We start from the raw sequence: 19,074 nt of genomic DNA on the forward strand, positions 1-19,074 counted from the left end.
GGGGTGTGCCTGGGCGCGGCGTGCGCGGTGAAGTGGTCGGGCGTCTTCTTCCTCGTCGCCTTCGCGGTGATGTCGCTGGTCTGGGACGCGGGCGCCCGCCGGGCGATCGGCCTGCGCAGGCCGTACGGCGGGGTCTTCGCCAAGGACCTGCCGAATGCCCTCTCGGCCCTCGCCCTGCTGCCCGCCGTCACCTACATCGTCTCCTGGACCGGCTGGTTCGTCTCCGAGGGCGGCTGGGGCCGCAACTGGGCGCAGGCGACCTCGCAGGGGCCCGGGTTCTTCGTCTTCGACTCGTTCCGGTCGTGGCTGAGCTACCACTTCCAGGTGCTCGGCTTCCACACCGGGCTGGCGACGCCGCACAACTACGAGTCCGACCCGTGGAGCTGGCCGCTGCTGCTGCGCCCGGTGGCGTTCTTCTACGAGAGCCCCAAGGGCGCCTGTGGCGCCGACAGCTGCTCGCAGGCCGTCCTCGGGGTCGGTACCCCGGTCATCTGGTACGGGGGTCTCATCGCCCTCATCGCCATGATCGCCTGGTACGTCGCCACCCGCGACTGGCGGGCCGGAGCCGTGCTCCTCGGCTACGCCGCCGGATGGCTCCCCTGGTTCTACTGGGCGATCGCCGACAACCGGACGATGTTCCTGTTCTACGCGATCCCCATGGTCCCCTTCATGATCCTGGCGATCGTGCTCGCGGCGGGGCTGATCCTCGGCCCGGCGAGCGCCCCGCAGGGACGCCGGATCGTCGGCGCCGCGGTCGTGGGAGCCTTCGCCCTGCTGGCGCTCGTCAACTTCTGGTGGCTCTACCCGGTGCTCACCGCCGAGATCATCCCGTACGCCGAGTGGAGTTCACGAATGCTCTTCAAGCAAGGCTGGATCTGAGCGTCCACATATGAGCCGCTTAGAAGACATTTCCTAGAGTAGGCACCGTGCAGGATCCATTACGTCACGTTCATCGTCAGAGCAGGCCCGCATACGGCAGACTTCGAAGCATGCCTGCACCGGACGTGGCCGCACTCCTGTTGGAGCTGGAGCGTTCCGAGCCCGCCTCCGCCGAACACGCCCGCAGCGCGATCGACTGGCTGACCGGCGGCGAGCCACTGGAAACGATCACCGAGCTCAACGTGTGCGAGTTCCTCTGGTACACCCTGCCCTGCAAGGTCACCGGGGACCGCCCGGCGATCGCCCGCGCGCTGGGCCGGTTGCTGCGACTGGGCGGCCTCGAACGCTACGCCGCCCTCTGTTCGTCGTCCACGACCACCCAGATCCTGCGCACCTACGCGCGCCTGGGCGAGGACGCGGGGATGGCCGCGTACCAGACCGCCCTGGACGCCACGGGCGTGCTCCCGCCCGACGTGCCCGAGCTGCGGTGGAGCTCGATCATGGGCCCCGAGGAGCTGGGCGCGCACGGCGCGTGCTCGGCCGCGCTGGAGCTGGCCATCGTCTCCGGCGAGCTCGTCCCCGGCCCCGTCGAGCGGCAGAAGCTCACCAGCCACTGGCTCACCACGGCCCGCCCCGAGCTGGGCGGCGACAACTGGCTGCACCGGGTCCAGGGCGAGCGGCTCAACCGCTGGGTCCTCGGCCGGGGCACCGCCTGGCGCGAGCTCGCCCAGCCCTTCGAGGTGCGGCTGCACGCGCCCATCCCCGCACCGGACGAGGCCCACCTGGGAGCGCTGCGCTGGCTGCTGACCGTGGGCCGCCGCCCCGGGGGCATCCCGCTGACCCAGCGGCACAACCTCGCCCGTTCCGTGCTCGCCGAGAGCACCTGGAGCCGCGCGGAGCTCGCGACCGTCCGCGAGGTGGCCCAGGACCAGATGGGCGCGCTACGCCAGACCGGCAGGCGCCTGGTGACCACCCCGGTGGGTGAGCGCCTGCTCGGCGACGCCGACCTGCTCTGGGAGACCGCGGCCGCCGCCCTGCTCGCCCCCGCGTCGGGGGAGAACGGCTTCCGCGCCTCGGCGAGGGAGGTGGCGCTGATGCTGCTCGCCGACGACGCCCCCGCCGACCGCGACCACGTCACCGCCGTGATCGACTGCACGGAGGGGCAGGCCCCGGAGGTCGACGCCTCGCTCGCCGAGCTGGGCAGGCGCCTGGACGCCTTCGGCCTGCGCGTCGACGGCCACCTCACCCCCGCCGGTCGCTCCGCCGCCCTGGCCGCGCTCCGCGGCCACGCCCTGCGTCCCCGTCAGTACGTCAACATGGCCTGACGGCACTCCCGGGGGCGTCCCCGTGCCCCGTCCCGCTCGGAACCGTGCGGCGACCAGGGAAAATATGGTGGGCGGAAGCCGACTAACTCTCCGTGGAAAGGGCAGGGGCCGCTGGTGCCCGACCCCATCTCCGCTGACCGCGCCACAGCGGCGGCGACATCCCCGCCCGCCCCTCGCGTTCCGTCGACGGAGGCGGGCACCCCGGCGGGACCGGCTTCACCGGCCGGAGCCACCGAACCCGCCGGAACCACCGAAGCCACCGCGTCGCCCGGCTCGACCGGATCCCCTCGGTCGGCCGCGTCGGCCGCGTCAGCCGCGTCAGCCGGATCGGCTTCACCCGCCGGAGCCGTCGCACCGGGCGCACCGGCCGGACCGGCCGCCGTTCCTGTGGACTCCGCCGTTCCCGTGGATCCCGCCGAGCCCGAGCCGATCCTGACCTCCGCGGGCCCGCTGATCCTGCCGGACATCCCGCCCGCGGGCGCGACGGCCGTACCCGCGAGCACGGCCACCGCCTCCTCCGGCGCGGCCACGCCTCCGGGGGTCGCGCCGGGTCTCCCGTTCGGCCGTCCCGGGCGCTCGATGAGCAACAACCCGTTCGTGTTCGGCTTCACCGCCGCCCTGGGTGTGCTCACCGCCTGGTGGCTGGTGCAGGCCGTCGCGAGCGCGAGTTCGGTGCTGATCCTCATCGTCGTCTCGCTCTTCCTGGCCATCGGCCTGAATCCGGCCGTCGAGGTCCTCCAGCGGTGGAACGTCCCGCGCGTGGGGGCCATCACCGTCGTCTTCTTAGGTGTCATCCTCGTCTTCGTCGTCTTCGGCCTGGCAGTGGTGCCTCCGCTGACCGCCCAGTCCACCCAGTTCGTCGACCAGCTTCCCCAGTACGTCCAGGAGCTGCAGAACAACCCGCTCATCCGCGACCTGGACCAGCGCTTCCAACTGCTGGAGAAGCTCCAGCAGTACGTGACGAGCGGCGACTTCGGCACCCAGATGTTCGGCGGCGTGCTCGGCATCGGGTCGGTCCTCATCGGGGCGGTCTTCAACTCGCTGACGGTGCTGGTGCTGACGCTGTACTTCCTGGGCTCGCTGAAGTCGCTCAAGAAGATGGCCTACCGCCTCGTCCCCCGGTCCCGCCGGACCCGCGCGACCCTGCTCGGTGACCAGATCATCGACAGCATCGGCGGCTACGTCGCCGGGAACCTGATCATCTCGCTCATCGCCGGTGTGACGACCTTCATCTTCCTGAGCATCATGCAGGTCCCGTACGCCCTGGCGCTCGCCCTGATCGTCGCGCTCACCGACCTCATCCCCCTGGTCGGCGCCTTCATCGGCGCGGGAGTCGCCTCCCTGGTGGGGTTCTTCGTCTCCCCGACCGTCGGCATCGTCTGCCTCGTCTTCTTCACGATCTACCAGCAGATCGAGAACTACTGGATCGCCCCGACCGTGATGAAGAGCTCGGTCGACGTACCGCCGCTCGCCACGATCGTGGGCGCGCTGCTGGGTGGCGCGCTGCTCGGCGTGGTGGGCGCGCTGCTCGGCATCCCGCTGGTCGCGGCCATCCTGCTCATCCTGCGGGAGGTGGTCCTGCCCCGGCAGGAACGCGCGTGACCATCACTCATCCGCACATAACGTCACAAAAAGATTTTTTCGCCTTTTCACCGCAAAAGCACAGAGATCACCACAACATGCGATAAAAGATCACTTGTACTTACCGCCTCCCCTTGGGGTACATGTGAAGAAGCACCTTCGACTCCTCGCGACCCAGCTGCTCGCCGCGGCCCTCGTCCTCACCGCCTTCTCCGGCCCCGCCCGCGCGGAGACCCCCGAAAGCGACCCCCAGCTCGCCGCCGAGTGGCAGACAGCGTGGGACACCTACAAGTTCTACAAGAACACGCCGCCCCTCCCCGGATCGGGACGGAGCCGGGCGAAGGACAGCATCTCCATCACGATCAACGCCCCCGTCAAGCACGTGTTCTCGGCGTACTCGAACATCAACAACCACCTCGGCATGCACTCGTTCCTGAAGCGGGTCGTCACCCACAAGGACTGGTCCCAGGCCGGCAAGCGCTACATCAACTTCACCGCGGTCGAGGAGATCCCCTACGAGGGCTCGATCGTCGTCAGCAACACGCACGCGCAGCAGCGCATCGACAAGGCCGGTCTCTACTACGAGACGGACACCTGGTCGCTGCCCAACGTCGTCACGCACCAGAAGATCGTCTTCAAGAAGCTGACCCCGGGGAAGACCCAGGTCACCGAGTACCTCACCTTCGACGCGGACGACACGCTCATCGACTTCGCCCTCGCGAACGGCGTCGCCTCCCACGAGGCGACGCAGGCGGCGCTCAAGCAGGCCATCGAGAACGGCGACCTCTGACCCACCCCCAGCCGGGACCCGCCCTCCAGGCGCGTCCCGGCCGTCTCGCGGATGTGTCCCCTCATGGCGGGGCGGCCCCATGAGAGACAAGACATTCGGCACCGAAGCCGTGAATAGCGCGATCTCCCCACCAGCCGGTCAGCGGTGAGTACGATGGCCGATCGAGTCGACGTCTGGCAGCCTGGAAAGGAATCGTCCGGAATGAAGGTTGTCCCGGTCGCGCACCGCAGTGCGGCGGAGCATGTCCGCTCCCAGCTCATCGAGCTCATCGAGTCGAGATACTTCGCGGTCAACGACAGGCTGCCCTCCGAGGCGGACCTGGCCCAGTCGTTCGGGGTCAGCAGGTCGGTGATCAGGGAGGCGCTGCACAGCCTCAACGCCCTCGGCCTGACCAAGTCGTACGCCGGCAAGGGCACGTTCGTCGCCGCCACCCAGGCGCAGTCGCAGCTGATGATCGGGCGCTACCTGCCGGCCCAGCTCAACGAGGTCCGCCGCCACCTGGAGGTGCCCGCCGCCCGGCTGGCCGCCGAACGCCGCACGCAGGAGGACATCGACAGGCTGGCCGAGCTGGTCGAGGAGTTCGACCGGGCCGACGACCCCGCCGAGCGGTTCAAGGTCGACGCTCGCTTCCACATCGGCATCGCCCAGGCGACCGGCAACCCGCTCTTCTCCCGGCTGGTGGAAGACCTGCGGGCCGTGCTCCAGGAGCAGACGCTCGCGGTGTCGGCCTCCCCCGCCCGTACGGCCCAGGCCCGCGCCGAACACCGCGCGATCTTCGAGGCCATCAGGGACGGAAACGCGGACCTGGCCGACCTCTCGATGCGCCGCCACCTCGCCGCGGTCGCCTCCGACACCGCCGCCTCCGACACGGCCGCACCGGACGCGATCGCCGCCACCCGGGGCGGCCCCGGTGGCGAGGGCTGAACCCTCGTGGTGACCGGGGTGGGCAGCGATCGCGGCTCGCCCCGATGTCAGGACCAGGCGCCGGTGGCGGCGATCCGGGTCGCGTAGGACTCGAACGTGACCGGGGGGCGGCCGAGCGCCCGCTGGACCCCGTCGACGGGCTCGGCCGTGTGACCGGCGCGGTGCAGGGCGAACAGGGCGTCCATCGCGTCGACCACGGCCTGCGGGTACCCCTCGGCGAACAGCTCGGCCCGGTAGGCCTCCGGGGTCAGCTCGACGTACTCGATGGACCGGCCCGCGGCCCGCGCGATGATCTCGACGGCCGCGCCGAAGGTCACCCCGCGCGGCCCCGACAGCTCGTACGTCAGCCCCGCGTGCCCGTCCCGCGTCAGTGCCGCCACGGCGACCGCGGCGACGTCGTCGACGTCGACGAACGGTTCGGGCACGTCGCCCACCGGCAACGCCAGCCTCCCCGCCCGCAGCGGCGCGTGCCACAGGTCCTCGTCGAAGTTCTGGTTAAAGTTGTTCGCCCGCAGGATCGTCCACTCCGCCCCCGAGTCGCGCACGGCCCGCTCCGCGACGGCCATGCCCTGCCCGAAGTCCTCGCCGACCAGGTCCAGGCCCCGCCCGGACAGCACCACGAAACGCCTGACGTCCGTGGCCGCCTCGACGAAGTCGCGGATCGGGGTGGGGTCGTCGGGCGCCACCAGGTATACCGTCTTGGCGCCTCGCAGCGCGTTCTCCCAGGTGGCGGGCTCCGACCAGTCGAAGCGCACCTCGCTGGAACGGGACGCGGGCCGTACTCGCTCTCCCTCCGCGCGTAGCCGCCGCACCACCCGGCGGCCGGTCTTGCCCGTCGCGCCCAGAATCAGGATCTCGTTCATGTCATAGAGCCAATCGCGTGGAGCGCCGGCCGCACATAGCCGGGCGTACGCCGCGCCTGTCCGATCGTCCCGTCACCACGGCACCCGGACGTACGCCGCGCCCGTCCGATCGTCTCGTCACCGTGACACCCGGGCGTACGCCGCGCCTGTCCGATCGTCCCGTTATCGTGGCGCCATGGATCCGTACGACGACCTGTTGCGGAGCGTGCGCGGCGAGGGTTCCGTCTTCGGCGCGTCGGTGCTGTCGCCACCGTGGGCGCTCAGGTTCGCCGACGGCTCCTCCCTGACGCTCGTCTCCCCCCTGCGCGGCGAGGGGTGGATCATCCGGGGGGACGACGCCCGGCGGGTGCGGCTGGGCGAGGCGGCGATCGTCCGCGGGCCGGAGCCCTTCGTGGTCGCGGACACCGACACCCCGCGCCCGGCGCGGGACGCCGACCGTGACGGCGCCGCCGCCGGGGACCTGACCGGCCAGACCATCCTGCTGGCCGGGTCGTACCGGGTCGGCGGCGAGGTCGCCCGCCGCCTGGTCCGGGTGCTGCCCCCCGTGCTCGTCGTCCCGGACGACCACGACTGCGGCAGCATGGGCGCGTACCTTGAGGCGCAGCTCCTCTCCGGCCGCCCGGGTCACCAGATCGTGCTGGACCGGCTGCTCGACTGGCTGCTGGTGTGCACGCTGCGCGACTGGTTCGACCGGCCGGAGGCGGTCAGTCCGGGCTGGTACACCGCTCTGGGCGACGACGTGGTCGGCCCGGCCCTGCGCGCCATCCACGACGCCCCGGCCAGGCCGTGGACCCTCGCCTCCCTCGCCACCGCGGCGAGCGTCTCGCGCACCACCCTGGCCAGGCGGTTCACCGAACTCGTGGGCGAGCCGCCGATGACGTACCTGACGGAGTGGCGGATGGCGCTCGCCGCCGACATGCTGGCCGAACCCTCCGCGACGGTCGCCACGGTGGCCCGCCGGGTGGGATATTCCGACGCGTTCGGCTTCAGCTCGGCGTTCAAGCGCGTCCTGGGCGTGAGCCCGAGCGCCTACCGCGACGGCGCCGTCACCACCCAGGCCCGCCTTTCCTCGCGGAACGCCTGACGGGCACGCCTCTCCAAAGAGACATCCGGCCGTATCGATCGGACGATGTAAGCCCGCCGGGCGCGCGGCGAAGATGCTCCGCATGACGAGGGAAGAACAAGCCGTCCCCGGCCCCGTGCACCGTAACGCGTGGTTTCCGGGCCGCCTGATCGGAGGGGTGGCGCTCGTCATCGGGCCGATCGTGTGGTTCGCGGGCCTGCTCCTGCGCCATCTGATCCTTCGTTCGGGGACCTTCACCTCCGAGCAGCTCGCCCGGTTCGGCGAGCAGCCGTTCGCCGCCCCCGCCCAGCTGGCAGCGTACGTGCGTGATCCGTCGCTGGTCACGGCCGGCTACGCCGTCTTCTGCGCGGGGGCCGTGCTGCTGTGTCCCGCGATCATCACGCTCGCGCGCGTCGTCGCCACCCGGTGTCCGGCGCTCGCGTCCTGGGGTGCCGGGCTCTTCGTCCTGGGTCTGTTCTCGCGGCTGTACTTCACCGGCGTCGAGCAGACCCTGTTCCAGCTGACGGAACGGCTGGGCCTCGACCAGACGACCGGGGTGGCGACGGACCTCTACGTGGACATCTCGTACGGGCCGTGGCTGGTTCCCGTCCTCTGCTCCGCCGGGGCGTACCCGGGGACGCTGCTCCTGGCCGTGGGGGCCTACCGGTCGGGAACGTTCGGGCTGGTCCGGTGCCTTCTGGTGTTCGGGTGGGGGACGCTGTGGGGAGGAGTGCTCAAGGAGAGCCTTCTCTTCGACGTCGTCGGGGCCGGTCTCGCCTGCCTCGTGCTCGTTCCCCTCGGCGTCCAGGTACTGCGCGACCGCCTTCCAGACGTCCGGACGTGGACGGAGCGGGCCGACCGCGTACCGCCGAGGCTCCTCAGCTGGTGACGGGTCGGCCTACGCTGGGCTCCGTGGTGGATACGTCGTGGGTGGGGTCGCTACGCGATCGCCTGACTCCTCGTGTGCTGCCCGCCCTCGCCCTCTGCGCCGCGTTCTTCCCCGTCGTCAGCGGGTCGCGGTCATATCTCCAGGATCTTCTGCGGTTGTCCCCGGTCCAGGAGTACGCGCAGGCCACGGTGGTCGGGCTGCTGGCCGCGTCCGGGGCCGTGGTGGCGGCGAGGCGGATGTGGCCGCTGCTGACGGTCACGGCCGTGGACGCGGTGATGCGGTCGCCGGGCTTCCTGGTGGCGGTGACCTCCTATGCCGTGGCGACGACCTACCGGCGCCGGTCCCACCTGACGGTCTACGCGGTGTCCGCGAGTCTCCTCTTCGTGATACCGCCGCCCGGGGCGGCCCTGACCTCCTCGCTCGGCGGCGTGGCCCTGTTCGTCTGGCTCCCGATGGCCCTCGGGCTGTGGGCCACCGCGCGCGGGCAGGTGCTGGAAGGGCTGCGCGAGCGGGCCGACCGGCTGGAGCGCGAGCAGTCCGCCCGTACCGAGCGGGCCCGCGCGCAGGAGCGGGCCCGGATAGCGAGGGACATGCACGACGTGGTGGCGCACCGCGTCTCACTGATGGTGCTGCACGCGGGAGCGTTGGAGATCAACGCGGCGGAGCGGAGGACCGCGACGCAGGCGGAGCTCATCCGCACCACGGGAGTGGAGGCGCTCGCGCAGCTCAGAGCCGTCCTCGGGGTGCTGAACACGCCATCGGCCGAACACCCCCGGCCCGGCGGGGAACCTGCTGGGGAGCCTCTCGTCGAGCGGCCCGCGCTCGCCGACCTCGACCGGCTGCTCGACCGGTCGAGGTCGGCCGGCGTTCCCGTCGAACGGCGGGACGAGGGCACGGCACGCGCGCTTCCCGCGATGGTGGAGCACGCCGCCTACCGGGTCGTGCAGGAGGCGCTCACCAACGTCCACAAGCACGCGGGCGCGGTCGCGACCCGGGTGACGCTGCGGTTCCTCCCCTCCGCCCTGGAGGTGACGATCGGCAGCGCCCCCGGGGGCGGTGACCGCGTCCTGCCCGGTGGCGGATTCGGCCTCGCCGGCCTGAGGGAGCGTGTCGAGCTGCTGGACGGGGAGTTCACGGCCCGGCGGGACGCGGACGGGGGCTTCACGGTGCGGGCATGGCTCCCGACGTGATCCGGGTTCTCGTCGCCGACGACGAGGCCCTCGTACGAGCCGGGCTCCGCCTGATCCTGGAGGCGACCGACGACATCGACGTCGTCGCCGAGGCGGAGAACGGAAGCCAGGCGATCACCGCCGTCCTCCGGTACCGGCCCCAGGTCGTGCTCATGGACGTCCGGATGCCCGGCATGGACGGCCTGTCCGCGCTGAAGGAGATCAACCGATCGCCGGGCTCGTCGAAGGTCATCATGTTGACCACCTTCGACCTCGACGACTACGTCCACGCCGCCCTGCGACGGGGAGCAGCCGGTTTCCTGCTGAAGGACACCGCGCCCCGCGACCTGATCACCGCCGTCCGCACGGTGGCCGAGGGCAATGCCATGCTCGCCCCGACGGTCACCAGACGGCTGATCGACGCGTTCGCCGACCGGCGATCACCGGACGTCCACGCCGCCCGGGAGCGGCTGGCCGTCCTCACCGGCAAGGAGAGGCAGGTCGCCGGTGCCGTCGCCCGAGGGCTGGCCAACAACGAGATCGCCCGTGAGCTCGCCATGAGCGAGACCACGGTCAAAGCCCATGTCAGCCGCTCACTCGCCAAGCTCGGCCTGGCCAACCGCGTCCAGATCGCCCTCCTCGTCCGGGACTCCGGCCCTTACTGAACGCGAACCCTCGATGAACGCGCCCGCGGGGTTTCTGTCGGTGCGCGGCGCTAGGTTCCCGAGTCATGATCGACCGTTCAGCGGCCGGCAGGGCCGCATGGGAGCAGTGCAGCAGGGTGCGGGTGGTGCCACCCGTCCAGCCCCGCAAGCTGGCGAAGGTCCCCTTCGTCGAGCTGGCGGACGGACGGCTGCAGGGCGTCGTGTCGAGCGGCTCGGACATCAGCCGCGTCTACGTCTCCTCCATCGTCGCCGGCACCCACGCCTACAGCTGCAGTACCAACAACAACCGCCCGTGCGGCGGCCTGTACGGCTCGCCGTGCAAGCACCTTCGGGCCCTCGCCGCCGAGGCCGTCCTGCAGTACGGCGCCGACCGGGTGGCCCGCTACCTGCGGGCGGAGGTCTCCCCGGGGACCGAGCTGATCGACTGCCTGCGGGGCGGCCACGAGCCCGCCCCCGCGGCCATGGTGTTCAGCCGCTTCCTGCGCCATCTGGCCTACCTGGAGCTGCCCGACACCACCGCGCCGATCCCCGAACTCCACTGGTTCCCGGCCACCGGGGTGGTGCGCTGATGCTCCCCGTGCAGCTGACCCGGCTGCTCGACGGCGACCCGGCGGGCCTCGGGGAGGCGCTGGACCTGGTGACCGGTCTCGACGAGGCCCTGGTGCACGGGCTGGGCCGGCTCGCCGAGGAGCGCGCCGCGGCGCTGACCGCCCTCGCCGACGCCTTCGCGCTCACCCCGCTGGGCGAGGGTCTGGCGGAGGCCACGGCCAAGATCATCACTGGCTCGGTCACCGAGGAGTCGCTGACGACGCTGGCCGGTGGCCGGGCCGCGCTGCTCGGCGCCGTGCACGACGCCCTGCTCGCCGACCTGGACGCGGCGCTGGGGCGCGAACGCGACCCGTGGCAGGCCGCACCGGTTCCCGGGACGGACTCCGGCAACCTGCTCGGCGCCGCCCGGTCCTGGCTGTGCGAACTGGCCATCACCGGCTGGCGCGGCGTCGACCACGGTCTCGTCTCCACCGCGGACCAGGTCATCGAGGCGCTGCTCGCCGTACCCGGCCACCGCAGGCCGGCGGTGCTGCTCGACGGCCTCGCGGCCGAGCTGCGCGCCTCCTGCCCGGTCGGCACGATGGAGCGGCTGCCGGTACGCCGCTGGGCCGACTTGTGGACCCGGGCCCTCCTGCTGGCCGGGGAGGGCGACCGGACCGGCGAGTCCGCCCCGCCCGGCCATCAGCCGGGCCTGTCGGGACGACTGCTCATCCTCGGCGTGGACGTGCACGAGCACTCCACCGCCGTCCAGGCGCAGGTGCACGGGGTGCTGGAGCCCTCCGGCGGCGGCCAGGCCCGGCTGGTGCGCGCCACCGTCGCCGCCACCAAGGTGGACACCATCGTCGGCCCCGCCGTGTGGCGGCTGCTACACCGCCACCCCCTGCTGCTGGGCGCGCTGGCCGGACGACACAGCCTGGACATCACCGACATGCCGGTGCTGGCGGGCGGCGACCTGGTGTGGGACGACAGCCGGGCGCGCGCCGGAGAGCCTGCCGCCCCCTTCGCCGTGGCCAGGCTCCGGCTCGCCGGCGCGCTCGCGTCCGCCGTACCGCCCCTCGACCGCCATCCGGTACGCGTCTCCGAGCCCGTGCTGGTGGAGGACTACAAGGTCACCGCGGACGGCTCCTTCGACCTGGGCACCGCCGTGCTCACCGTCGACACCGACCTGCTGCCCGCCTGCGGGCCGCTCACCCCGAAGCTGGTGGCGGGCTCCTCGGCGTGCATCGGGCTGGTCCGCTGGGACGACGGCCGCTGGCTGCTGCAGCCGCTCGCCGTCCAGACCAGGGGCAGGCGCGAGACGCTCGACGCGCACACCGGCGACTGGGCGCTGGGGCCCACCGACCCCAAGGTGGTGAAGGCCGAGGCCAGGACCGGGGACGCGGTCGCCATACTGCGCGAGCGGGCCGGACGGTTGCTGCGACGATGAGCGAGAACATCCGAAACGGCCAGAGCAGCCAGGAAAGTCGGAACGGTCAGGACAGCCAGGACACTGCGACGAGTGCCGAACGGAACCGGCGCCAGGTGCTTTACTGGCGGCTGCTCGCCCGCCTCTTCGGCGACGACGAGCAGCCCGCGCTGGAGACCGCGAGCGCGGCCGTCCTCGACGACCTCGGCCTGCCCTCGGCGCTGCTCGACCCCTCGGTGTCGGTCGACACCGTGGTGCAGCGCTTCCCCGAGCTGGCCGCCGAGTTCCGGACCCTGACGACACCTGCGGAGCGCGCGGCCGGTCAGGCCGACGAGCCCGGTGAGCCCGGTGAGGAGGTGCGCCGGGCGGCCCTGGTGTCGAAACTGCTGCTCAACGTCTTCGCCACCGGGACGGGAGAGGTCACCGCCACCCGGCTTGCGGCCTGGCAGCAGGACGCGGGCTGGTTCAAGCAAGCCCTGAGCGGTACGCGCGGCCCCGGGACCGGCTCCGAGACCGGCTCCGGGGACGGCTCCGGCGCTGACGGCTCCGAGGCAGGCGGCGAGAGCGGGTCCGGGGGCGGCCAGGCGGCGGGCGGTAAGAGCGGTGGCGGCGGCCTTGAGGGGGGCGGCGAGGGTGACCGCGAGCTGGCCGGGGTGCTGGCCGGTCTGGAGGCCGACCTGGTCAGCCGCATGCGGTTGCGTGAGGTGCTGGCCGACCCGGCGCTGGCCAGGCGGCTCACGCCGAGCATGTCGCTCGTCGAGCAGTTGCTGCGTGACAAGTCCAACCTCTCGGGGGTGGCGCTGGCCAACGCCAAGGCGCTGATCCGCAGGTTCGTCGACGAGGTCGCCGAGGTGCTCCGCACGCAGGTCGAGAAGGCCGACGCGGGTGTCATCGACCGGTCGGTGCCGCCCAAGCGGGTCTTCCGCAACCTCGATGTCGAGCGCACGATCTGGAAGAACCTTGTCAACTGGAACCCCGAGGACCAGCGACTCTACGTCGACCGGCTGTATTACCGGCGCACCGCCAGACGCACCACACCGGCCCGGATGATCGTGGTCGTCGACCAGTCGGGGTCGATGGTCGACTCGATGGTCAATTGCACCATCCTGGCGTCGATCTTCGCCGGGCTGCCCAAGGTGGACGTGCACCTGATCGCCTACGACACCCGTGCGATCGACCTCACCCCGTGGGTGCACGACCCGTTCGAGGTGCTGCTGCGGACGAAGCTCGGCGGCGGCAACGACGGTCCCGTCGCGATGGCCATGGCCCAGCCGAAGATCACCGATCCGCGCAACACCGTGATGGTGTGGATCTCCGACTTCTACGAGTTCGACCGGTCCCAGCCGTTGTTCGACGGCATCCAGGCGGTGCACCGTTCGGGCGTGCGGTTCATCCCCGTGGGCTCGGTGAACAGCGGCGGCCAGCAGAGCGTCGACCCGTGGTTCCGGCGGAAACTCAAGGACCTGGGCACTCCGGTGATCTCCGGCCACATCCACAAGCTCGTCCAAGAACTGAAGAACTTCCTCGCTTAGGAGACCCCCGATGACCAACGAGATGTTGCGCGCCCCCGCCGAGGTGAAGTACGCCGAGGAGCTCGACTGGCTGGAGTCGGTCGACGACGGCCCCAAGCCGTTCTCCTGGCGGCTCAGCCCCCGGATGGTCCGGCTGTTCGTGCTCGGCTCCGAGCGCTCCGACGGGCTGGAGCGGGAGATCCCGCAGAAGTGGTTCGGTGACCGGAGCTTCGTCGAGCGCAGCATCGTGACGCTCGCCTCCGACCGCGGCCTGCTCCTGATCGGCGACCCGGGGACCGGCAAGAGCTGGCTGGCCGAGCTGCTGTCGGCGGCCATCTGCCGCAACTCGACCCTGGGCGTCCAGGGCACGGCGGGCACGACCGAGGACCACATCAAGTACTCGTGGAACGTCTCCATGGTGATCGCCAAGGGCCAGTCCCGTGAGTCGATGATCCCCTCGCCGATCATGACGGCGATGGAGCAGGGCGTGATCGGGCGCTTCGAGGAGCTGACCCGCTCGACCAGCGACGTGCAGGACGCCCTGATCTCGATCCTGTCGGAGAAGTACGTGTCCATCCCGGAGCTCGACACCGACAACATCGTGTTCGCCCGGCCCGGGTTCTCCGTCATCGCCACGGCCAACAGCCGCGACCGGGGCGTGAACGACCTGTCCTCGGCGCTGAAGCGCCGGTTCAACTTCGTCAGGATCCCGGTCGTGACGAGCAAGGCCAGCGAGGCGGAGATCGTCCGTTTCCGTACCGAGGAGCTGCTGCGCCGCCACCGGATCGAGCTGGAGCTGCCGCCCACGCTGCTGGACATCCTGCTGCGGAGCTTCGCCGACCTGCGCGCCGCGGCGGCCTCGGCCGGCAGCGAGGACGAGAAGCTGGAGTCGGCCTTGTCCACCGCCGAGCAGATCGGCGTGCTGGAGGACGCCATCCTGCACAGCAACTTCTTCGGCGATCGCGTTCTGCGCGCCCAGACGCTGGCCGGTGCCCTGGTGGGTTCGCTGGCCAGGCGCGCCCCCGAGGACCTGGCCATCCTGAACAAGTACTGGCACGGGGTCGTCGAGCCGCGCAGCCAGCGGGAGGGCGGGGAGTGGACCGGCTTCCTCGAAGGCGGCCGCCAGGCCATCTCCACCCTGTCATGAGCACTGCCGTGAACACTGTCATGAGCACCGGCACGAGCACCGCTATGAGCACTGGCATGAGCACCGCTATGAGCACTGGCATGAGCACTTTCACCGCCCTGCGCGAGCAGCTCCTCGCCGCCGCCGCCGCGTTCGCCGACGGCCCGGACACACTGCCCGAGATCCTGACGGGCCTGGTCGACGACGTGGACCGGGCACTGAGCGAGGAGCTTGAGATCTTCCCGGTGTGCCACCACTCACCGGCCTCCGCGCTGGCCATGACGCGGCGGCTGCGCGAGAAGCGGCCTAAGGTGATCTACCTGGAGCTGTGCGAGGATCTGCGTCCGCTGCTGGAGGAGCTGCGCAACTGCCGGTTGCCGGTGGCGCTGCAGGCGTTCGCCACCGAGCTGGAGGGTTTCCCTCCCGACGTCGGCCCGCTCAGCGTCGTGGCGCCGATCACCGAGGCGTCGGCGGAGTACCAGGCCATCGCCTACGCCCTGGAGACCCCGGACGTCGAGCTGGTGCTGGTCGACCACTCCTCGGACCACGTCTTCCAGTGGCTGCCCCGGAAACCGGCCGAGCCGGTCGCCCCTGCCCGTACCGGCGAGGACGACGGCGACGGCGGCCTGCACGGCGACGCCGTGGGCATCGAGGTGGGCGACCTGCGTCCGCGCTTCGCCGAGCTGGAGGAGCACCTGCTGCGCCACGGCAAGGTCCGGCACTGGTCGGAGTGGTGGGACCAGTACGTCGAGCAGCCGCTGACCGGCGCGGACCACGACACCTACCGGCAGGCCATGACACTGGTCGGCAGCCTGTTCCGGCGGCTGAGCCCCGGGGGCGACCGGCTCGCCCGTGACGAGGACCGCGAGCGCCACATGTGGACCCGGATCCACGAGCACCTCGCCTCCTCCGGCACCGACCCCGCGCACTGCCTGTACGTGTGCGGCGCCTTCCACGCGGTCAGCACGGTGCCCGAGTTCGGGCTCGCGTCCACCGCGCGGGACTACACCGTCACCCCCCGTACCGCCACCCGCTGGCTGTACGGGCTCATCCCCTCCAGCCACTCGGCCATCGAGACCCAGTTCGGCCTGGCCCAGGGGTCGGTGTCGATCGCCGCGGCCACCTGGGCCAAGGCCGCGACGCGCGGCGGCGTCACCCCGTACCGGCTGGGCGGGCAGCGGGGCACCCGCTCACGGGCCGCGCGGGCCGCCGACCCGGCCCCTCCGGAGCCGGTGACCGACCGGCTGTCGGGTTTCCTGGCCACCCCGCCCGCGCTGGACGGCCTGGACGAGGCCGAGCTGCGCGGATGGTGCGTCGACATCGTGCGGCTGGCCCGCCGCAACGGATACGCGGCCAGTACGGCCGACGCCATCGCCGTGTTCGAGACCTCGATCCTGCTCGCGGGGTTGCGCGACCGGGCCAGGCCGACGCCGTACGACTTCCAGGACGCCGCCGTCACGTGCATCGAGAAGGACGCGGTGCCGGGCCGCCGCGACATCCGCCGCCTGTGCGAGATCCTGCTGGGTGGCGACCGGATCGGCCAGGTCGGCTACCACTCGCTCCCGCCGCTGGCGCGTGACGTGTACGACCGGCTGGAGCCGCTCGGGCTGGACCTGACCAAGCGCACCCAGCAGCGGGCGCTGCTCGACCTCACCGTCGATCCCGAGCTGGTGCCGTGCTCGGATCTGCTGTGGAAACTGCGCTACCTGCTGCCCGAGGGCGCGGTCCGGCCCATCATGGGGACGCGCCGCCTGGGCGAGCGACCGATCCAGGAGAGCTGGGACATCGCGATCGGCCGCCACCAGCGGTCGATCATCGAGCTGGGCTACGAGGGCGTCACCGTCGAGCAGGTGCTGGAACAGCGGCTACGCCGCAGGGTGCGGGAGCCTCGGGCCACCGCGGGGGACGCCCTCGCGGCCGTGGAGGACGCCATCCTCTACCTGGACGGCCGGCGCCTCGCCGACGAGCTGGGCAACCGGGCGGTGGAGCTGCTGGCCGCCGAACGCACCGTGGACGACGCCCCCGAGGTGCTGCGGCGGATCCGCCGGCTGCTCGCCCACTACCGGGCCACCCAGCCGAGCCTTCCGGCCTGGTGCGAGGCGTTCGTCACGGCCGGGTACGCGCACTACTGCACGCTGCTGCCGACCGCCTTCGTGGACGACGACACCGGGGTACGCCAGGTCGGCGCCACGCTCGGCTTCCTGTTCGGCATGGAGAGCCTCGCGCTGTCGCTGGGCTGCGACCGGGCCCAGCTGGAGCTGGCGGTGCGCCAGTCCCACCCGGAGGCTCCCGCCAAGGTGGCGCTGCTGTGGGCGGCGAAAACCCAGCTGGGCCTGCTCCCTCGGGCCGAGTTGCGCGCCCGGTGTGACGAGCTGCTGGCCAACCCGCTCGTCATCCCGTCCTTCCCGCTCTATCTGAGCGGGTTCGTCCAGGCCCTGGAGCCGATTCCGGCTCTCGCGCCGTTCGTGGTCGAGGTGCTGTCCAAGGCGTTCGCCCGGCTGCCCGACCCGGTCCTGCTGCCGTGGCTGCCGACGCTGATCACGACGCTGCGGCGGCACGCGCTGGAGCTGGTGCCCGTACTCGTCCGCGAGGCGGGCCGGACCTTCCCCGCGGGGCTGGCCGAACTCGACGCGTGGGTTCCGCCGTGGGCGGGACCGGCGTCCGTGCCCGCGCCCACGAAGGCGGTCCGGCGCGCGCCGGGCGGGCCGGTGGCCGATCTGCTGGCCGGGCACCCGCAGGCGTGCGACGCCGTGGCCGCGCTGCTCGGCCACCCGGCGGTGTGGCCGACGCCCGCCGGTGGCACGGCGGTGGGCGAGCTGCTCGCCCGGCATCCGGCGACGACCGGCGCGGTCGCGGCACTGCTCACCGGCTGAGGGGGCCCGGTAACCGGCGAGCATGGACGAGCACGGTCCCCGCCGGGGTACCGCCGGCCCGGTCGGCGGTACCCCGGGGGAGGCCGGTGCGAGAGGGTTACCTGATCGGGGCTCCGGTGTCGTGCCAGACGTTGCTCGCCGCCCAGGTGACCCCGGAGTGGAGGTTGCCGGCCGGGCCGTAGCGGAAGTCGCGCTGGAACCTGTTGTTGCTGAACGCGCACTGGGCGCCGGTCGTGCCGCCGCCGCCGCCGTTGACGGTGTAGTTGCCGCCGTTCATCAGGTTGCCGTCGACCACGCAGTTACGGACGGGAGAGTTCTCCTCGCCGAACTGGAAGGCCGCGTTCATCGGGTCCTTCAGCGTGGGGTTGTACGCCTGGATGTTGTTGCCCCTGATGGTGATGTCGGTGCCGCCGGTGCTCTGGATGGCGTCGATGTGGCACCCCGGGCAGCGCAGCAGGTGGTGCAGGTAGGACTGCTCGATCGTCGTGTCGTCGCCGACGCGCGGGCCCTCGAACACGTCGTGGATGTCGACCCGGCGGAGCGTGTAGTGGCCGCAGCAGACCGCCGCGCTCTTGCCGCCGCTGATCTCGGTGTCCTCGACGAGGACGTTGCCGCTGGTGACCCGGATCGGGTAGAGCGCGGTGGCGGCGGCGGAGACGCGGGACCGCTTGATCGTCACATTGGCGGCCTTGACGGTGACCGTGCCGGTGATGTCCATGGCGTCGATGACCGTACCTGCCCTGGTGACGGTGAGGCTCCCCGAGGGGGTGAGCGTGACCCCGTCGGGCACGCCGGTGGTCCTCTCGTCCGGGAACCCGGTGGCGGAGGGCGGCGAGGTGGTGGGGGCCGTGGTGAGAGCCACGGCGGTGGAGCTCTGGGAGGCGAGGGTGAGGCCCAGGAACAGCAGGCCGGTCAGGCCGGTGACGAGGAACCGGCGAGCCCGGGACGACGCCCTTGTCGAATGATCCATCTGAAGTCCTCTCTGACCGGATCGCCTTCCGCCTCGGGGCGGGACGTCCGGTGCCGGATCGCCGGACACGCCGGAACCCGCCGGGTACGGCCCGCACGTCGTGGCGGGGACGCGCTCCGAGGTCGTGGCGGATTCACGGCCTGTCGCGGCAGGCGTGATCGTGTGATGCCCGCCAACGCGGCGGGTGGCTCGGGCGGGGCCGGTGGCCGCGCCGGTGATGACGCCGAGCGGGGGACGCGCCCCCGGTGTGCGTCAACCGCGAGTGATACTGCCAGTCACGAGCCGCCACTGTCATTGACCGTGAGCGCCCGATCCCTTGCCGTCCCACGCCTCACCCACGCCCCGGACCCGGCGTCACCCTTTCGCGCGGTCCCCGCCCCAGGGAGGCCGGGTCTCGGATCACTCGCTTCCCGTCCCGGATCCGACCGCGTGGAACCTCACCCTCGCACCCCCGAGAGGGCTGACCGCGTCTCGGATCACTCACTTCACGTC

At 71.7% G+C, this 19,074-nt stretch carries 16 protein-coding genes; 14 read left to right on the top strand and 2 right to left on the bottom strand.

From position 1 onward, the window contains the following. The 5 genes from ABD817_RS38685 to ABD817_RS38705 form a co-directional block, all read left to right on the top strand. On the top strand, positions 1 to 879 hold an 879-nt coding region (locus ABD817_RS38685; RefSeq protein ID WP_425583461.1), incomplete at its 5' end, for a dolichyl-phosphate-mannose--protein mannosyltransferase. A gap of 110 nt (positions 880 to 989) precedes the next feature. After that, positions 990 to 2,204: a hypothetical protein gene (locus ABD817_RS38690; RefSeq protein ID WP_344923439.1), complete on the top strand. Its 1,215-nt coding sequence runs from the start codon at positions 990 to 992 to the stop codon at positions 2,202 to 2,204. 405 nt (positions 2,205 to 2,609) lie between these two features. Next, on the top strand, positions 2,610 to 3,806 hold the full coding sequence (locus ABD817_RS38695; RefSeq protein ID WP_344923440.1) for an AI-2E family transporter: 1,197 nt from the start codon (positions 2,610 to 2,612) through the stop codon (positions 3,804 to 3,806). A gap of 124 nt (positions 3,807 to 3,930) precedes the next feature. Continuing rightward, on the top strand, positions 3,931 to 4,575 hold the full coding sequence (locus ABD817_RS38700) for an SRPBCC family protein (protein WP_344923441.1): 645 nt from the start codon (positions 3,931 to 3,933) through the stop codon (positions 4,573 to 4,575). A gap of 201 nt (positions 4,576 to 4,776) precedes the next feature. Next, positions 4,777 to 5,499 carry a FadR/GntR family transcriptional regulator gene (locus ABD817_RS38705; protein ID WP_344923442.1) on the top strand — a complete coding sequence of 241 codons (723 nt, stop codon included), beginning with the start codon at positions 4,777 to 4,779 and terminating at the stop codon, positions 5,497 to 5,499. A gap of 47 nt (positions 5,500 to 5,546) precedes the next feature. On the opposite strand, the gene ABD817_RS38710 is transcribed toward ABD817_RS38705, so the two are convergent. Then, on the bottom strand, positions 5,547 to 6,362 hold the full coding sequence (locus tag ABD817_RS38710) for an NmrA family NAD(P)-binding protein (protein WP_344923443.1): 816 nt from the start codon (positions 6,360 to 6,362) through the stop codon (positions 5,547 to 5,549). 175 nt (positions 6,363 to 6,537) lie between these two features. On the opposite strand from ABD817_RS38710, the gene ABD817_RS38715 reads away from it, so the two are divergent. From ABD817_RS38715 to ABD817_RS38755, 9 genes are all read left to right on the top strand, one after another. Then, on the top strand, positions 6,538 to 7,446 hold the full coding sequence (locus ABD817_RS38715; protein ID WP_344923444.1) for an AraC family transcriptional regulator: 909 nt from the start codon (positions 6,538 to 6,540) through the stop codon (positions 7,444 to 7,446). Between the two features lie 82 nt (positions 7,447 to 7,528). Further along, on the top strand, positions 7,529 to 8,314 hold the full coding sequence (locus tag ABD817_RS38720) for a hypothetical protein (RefSeq protein ID WP_344923445.1): 786 nt from the start codon (positions 7,529 to 7,531) through the stop codon (positions 8,312 to 8,314). A gap of 23 nt (positions 8,315 to 8,337) precedes the next feature. Then, the gene (locus ABD817_RS38725) at positions 8,338 to 9,504 is read left to right on the top strand and encodes a sensor histidine kinase (protein ID WP_344923446.1); all 1,167 of its coding nucleotides are present in this window, start codon (positions 8,338 to 8,340) and stop codon (positions 9,502 to 9,504) included. Beyond that, positions 9,501 to 10,148: a response regulator gene (locus tag ABD817_RS38730; protein ID WP_344923478.1), complete on the top strand. Its 648-nt coding sequence runs from the start codon at positions 9,501 to 9,503 to the stop codon at positions 10,146 to 10,148. The genes ABD817_RS38725 and ABD817_RS38730 overlap by 4 nt, the downstream gene beginning before the upstream one ends. A 65-nt stretch (positions 10,149 to 10,213) precedes the next feature. Then, on the top strand, positions 10,214 to 10,717 hold the full coding sequence (locus ABD817_RS38735) for a hypothetical protein (RefSeq protein WP_344923447.1): 504 nt from the start codon (positions 10,214 to 10,216) through the stop codon (positions 10,715 to 10,717). Then, positions 10,717 to 12,123, top strand: coding sequence for a hypothetical protein (locus ABD817_RS38740; protein ID WP_344923448.1), 1,407 nt, complete (start codon positions 10,717 to 10,719; stop codon positions 12,121 to 12,123). Before ABD817_RS38735 ends, ABD817_RS38740 begins: the two co-directional genes overlap by 1 nt. Further along, the gene (locus ABD817_RS38745) at positions 12,120 to 13,634 is read left to right on the top strand and encodes a vWA domain-containing protein (RefSeq protein ID WP_344923449.1); all 1,515 of its coding nucleotides are present in this window, start codon (positions 12,120 to 12,122) and stop codon (positions 13,632 to 13,634) included. The genes ABD817_RS38740 and ABD817_RS38745 overlap by 4 nt, the downstream gene beginning before the upstream one ends. Positions 13,635 to 13,644: 10 nt before the next feature. Beyond that, a complete protein-coding gene (locus ABD817_RS38750) occupies positions 13,645 to 14,760 on the top strand; it encodes an ATP-binding protein (protein WP_344923450.1) in 1,116 nt (371 codons plus the stop codon). An 80-nt stretch (positions 14,761 to 14,840) separates the two neighbouring features. Next, the gene (locus ABD817_RS38755) at positions 14,841 to 17,612 is read left to right on the top strand and encodes a DUF5682 family protein (RefSeq protein WP_344923451.1); all 2,772 of its coding nucleotides are present in this window, start codon (positions 14,841 to 14,843) and stop codon (positions 17,610 to 17,612) included. 97 nt (positions 17,613 to 17,709) lie between these two features. Here ABD817_RS38755 and ABD817_RS38760 read toward each other — a convergent pair whose 3' ends face one another. Further along, positions 17,710 to 18,582: a hypothetical protein gene (locus ABD817_RS38760; protein ID WP_344923452.1), complete on the bottom strand. Its 873-nt coding sequence runs from the start codon at positions 18,580 to 18,582 to the stop codon at positions 17,710 to 17,712. Positions 18,583 to 19,074: the final 492 nt, after the last annotated feature.

Origin of the sequence: Streptosporangium oxazolinicum (assembly GCF_039537505.1) — a bacterium.
GTDB classification, from domain to species: domain Bacteria; phylum Actinomycetota; class Actinomycetes; order Streptosporangiales; family Streptosporangiaceae; genus Streptosporangium; species Streptosporangium oxazolinicum.

Bases quoted from the DNA above. Each gene is read 5' to 3' on its own strand.
- ABD817_RS38750 (WP_344923450.1), top strand. From the start codon at position 13,645: ATGACCAACGAGATGTTGCGCGCCCCCGCCGAGGTGAAGTACGCCGAG.
- ABD817_RS38710 (WP_344923443.1), bottom strand. From the start codon at position 6,362: ATGAACGAGATCCTGATTCTGGGCGCGACGGGCAAGACCGGCCGCCGG.
- ABD817_RS38735 (WP_344923447.1), top strand. From the start codon at position 10,214: ATGATCGACCGTTCAGCGGCCGGCAGGGCCGCATGGGAGCAGTGCAGC.
- ABD817_RS38720 (WP_344923445.1), top strand. From the start codon at position 7,529: ATGACGAGGGAAGAACAAGCCGTCCCCGGCCCCGTGCACCGTAACGCG.
- ABD817_RS38690 (WP_344923439.1), top strand. From the start codon at position 990: ATGCCTGCACCGGACGTGGCCGCACTCCTGTTGGAGCTGGAGCGTTCC.
- ABD817_RS38745 (WP_344923449.1), top strand. From the start codon at position 12,120: ATGAGCGAGAACATCCGAAACGGCCAGAGCAGCCAGGAAAGTCGGAAC.
- ABD817_RS38740 (WP_344923448.1), top strand. From the start codon at position 10,717: ATGCTCCCCGTGCAGCTGACCCGGCTGCTCGACGGCGACCCGGCGGGC.
- ABD817_RS38705 (WP_344923442.1), top strand. From the start codon at position 4,777: ATGAAGGTTGTCCCGGTCGCGCACCGCAGTGCGGCGGAGCATGTCCGC.
- ABD817_RS38715 (WP_344923444.1), top strand. From the start codon at position 6,538: ATGGATCCGTACGACGACCTGTTGCGGAGCGTGCGCGGCGAGGGTTCC.
- ABD817_RS38755 (WP_344923451.1), top strand. From the start codon at position 14,841: ATGAGCACTTTCACCGCCCTGCGCGAGCAGCTCCTCGCCGCCGCCGCC.
- ABD817_RS38760 (WP_344923452.1), bottom strand. From the start codon at position 18,582: ATGGATCATTCGACAAGGGCGTCGTCCCGGGCTCGCCGGTTCCTCGTC.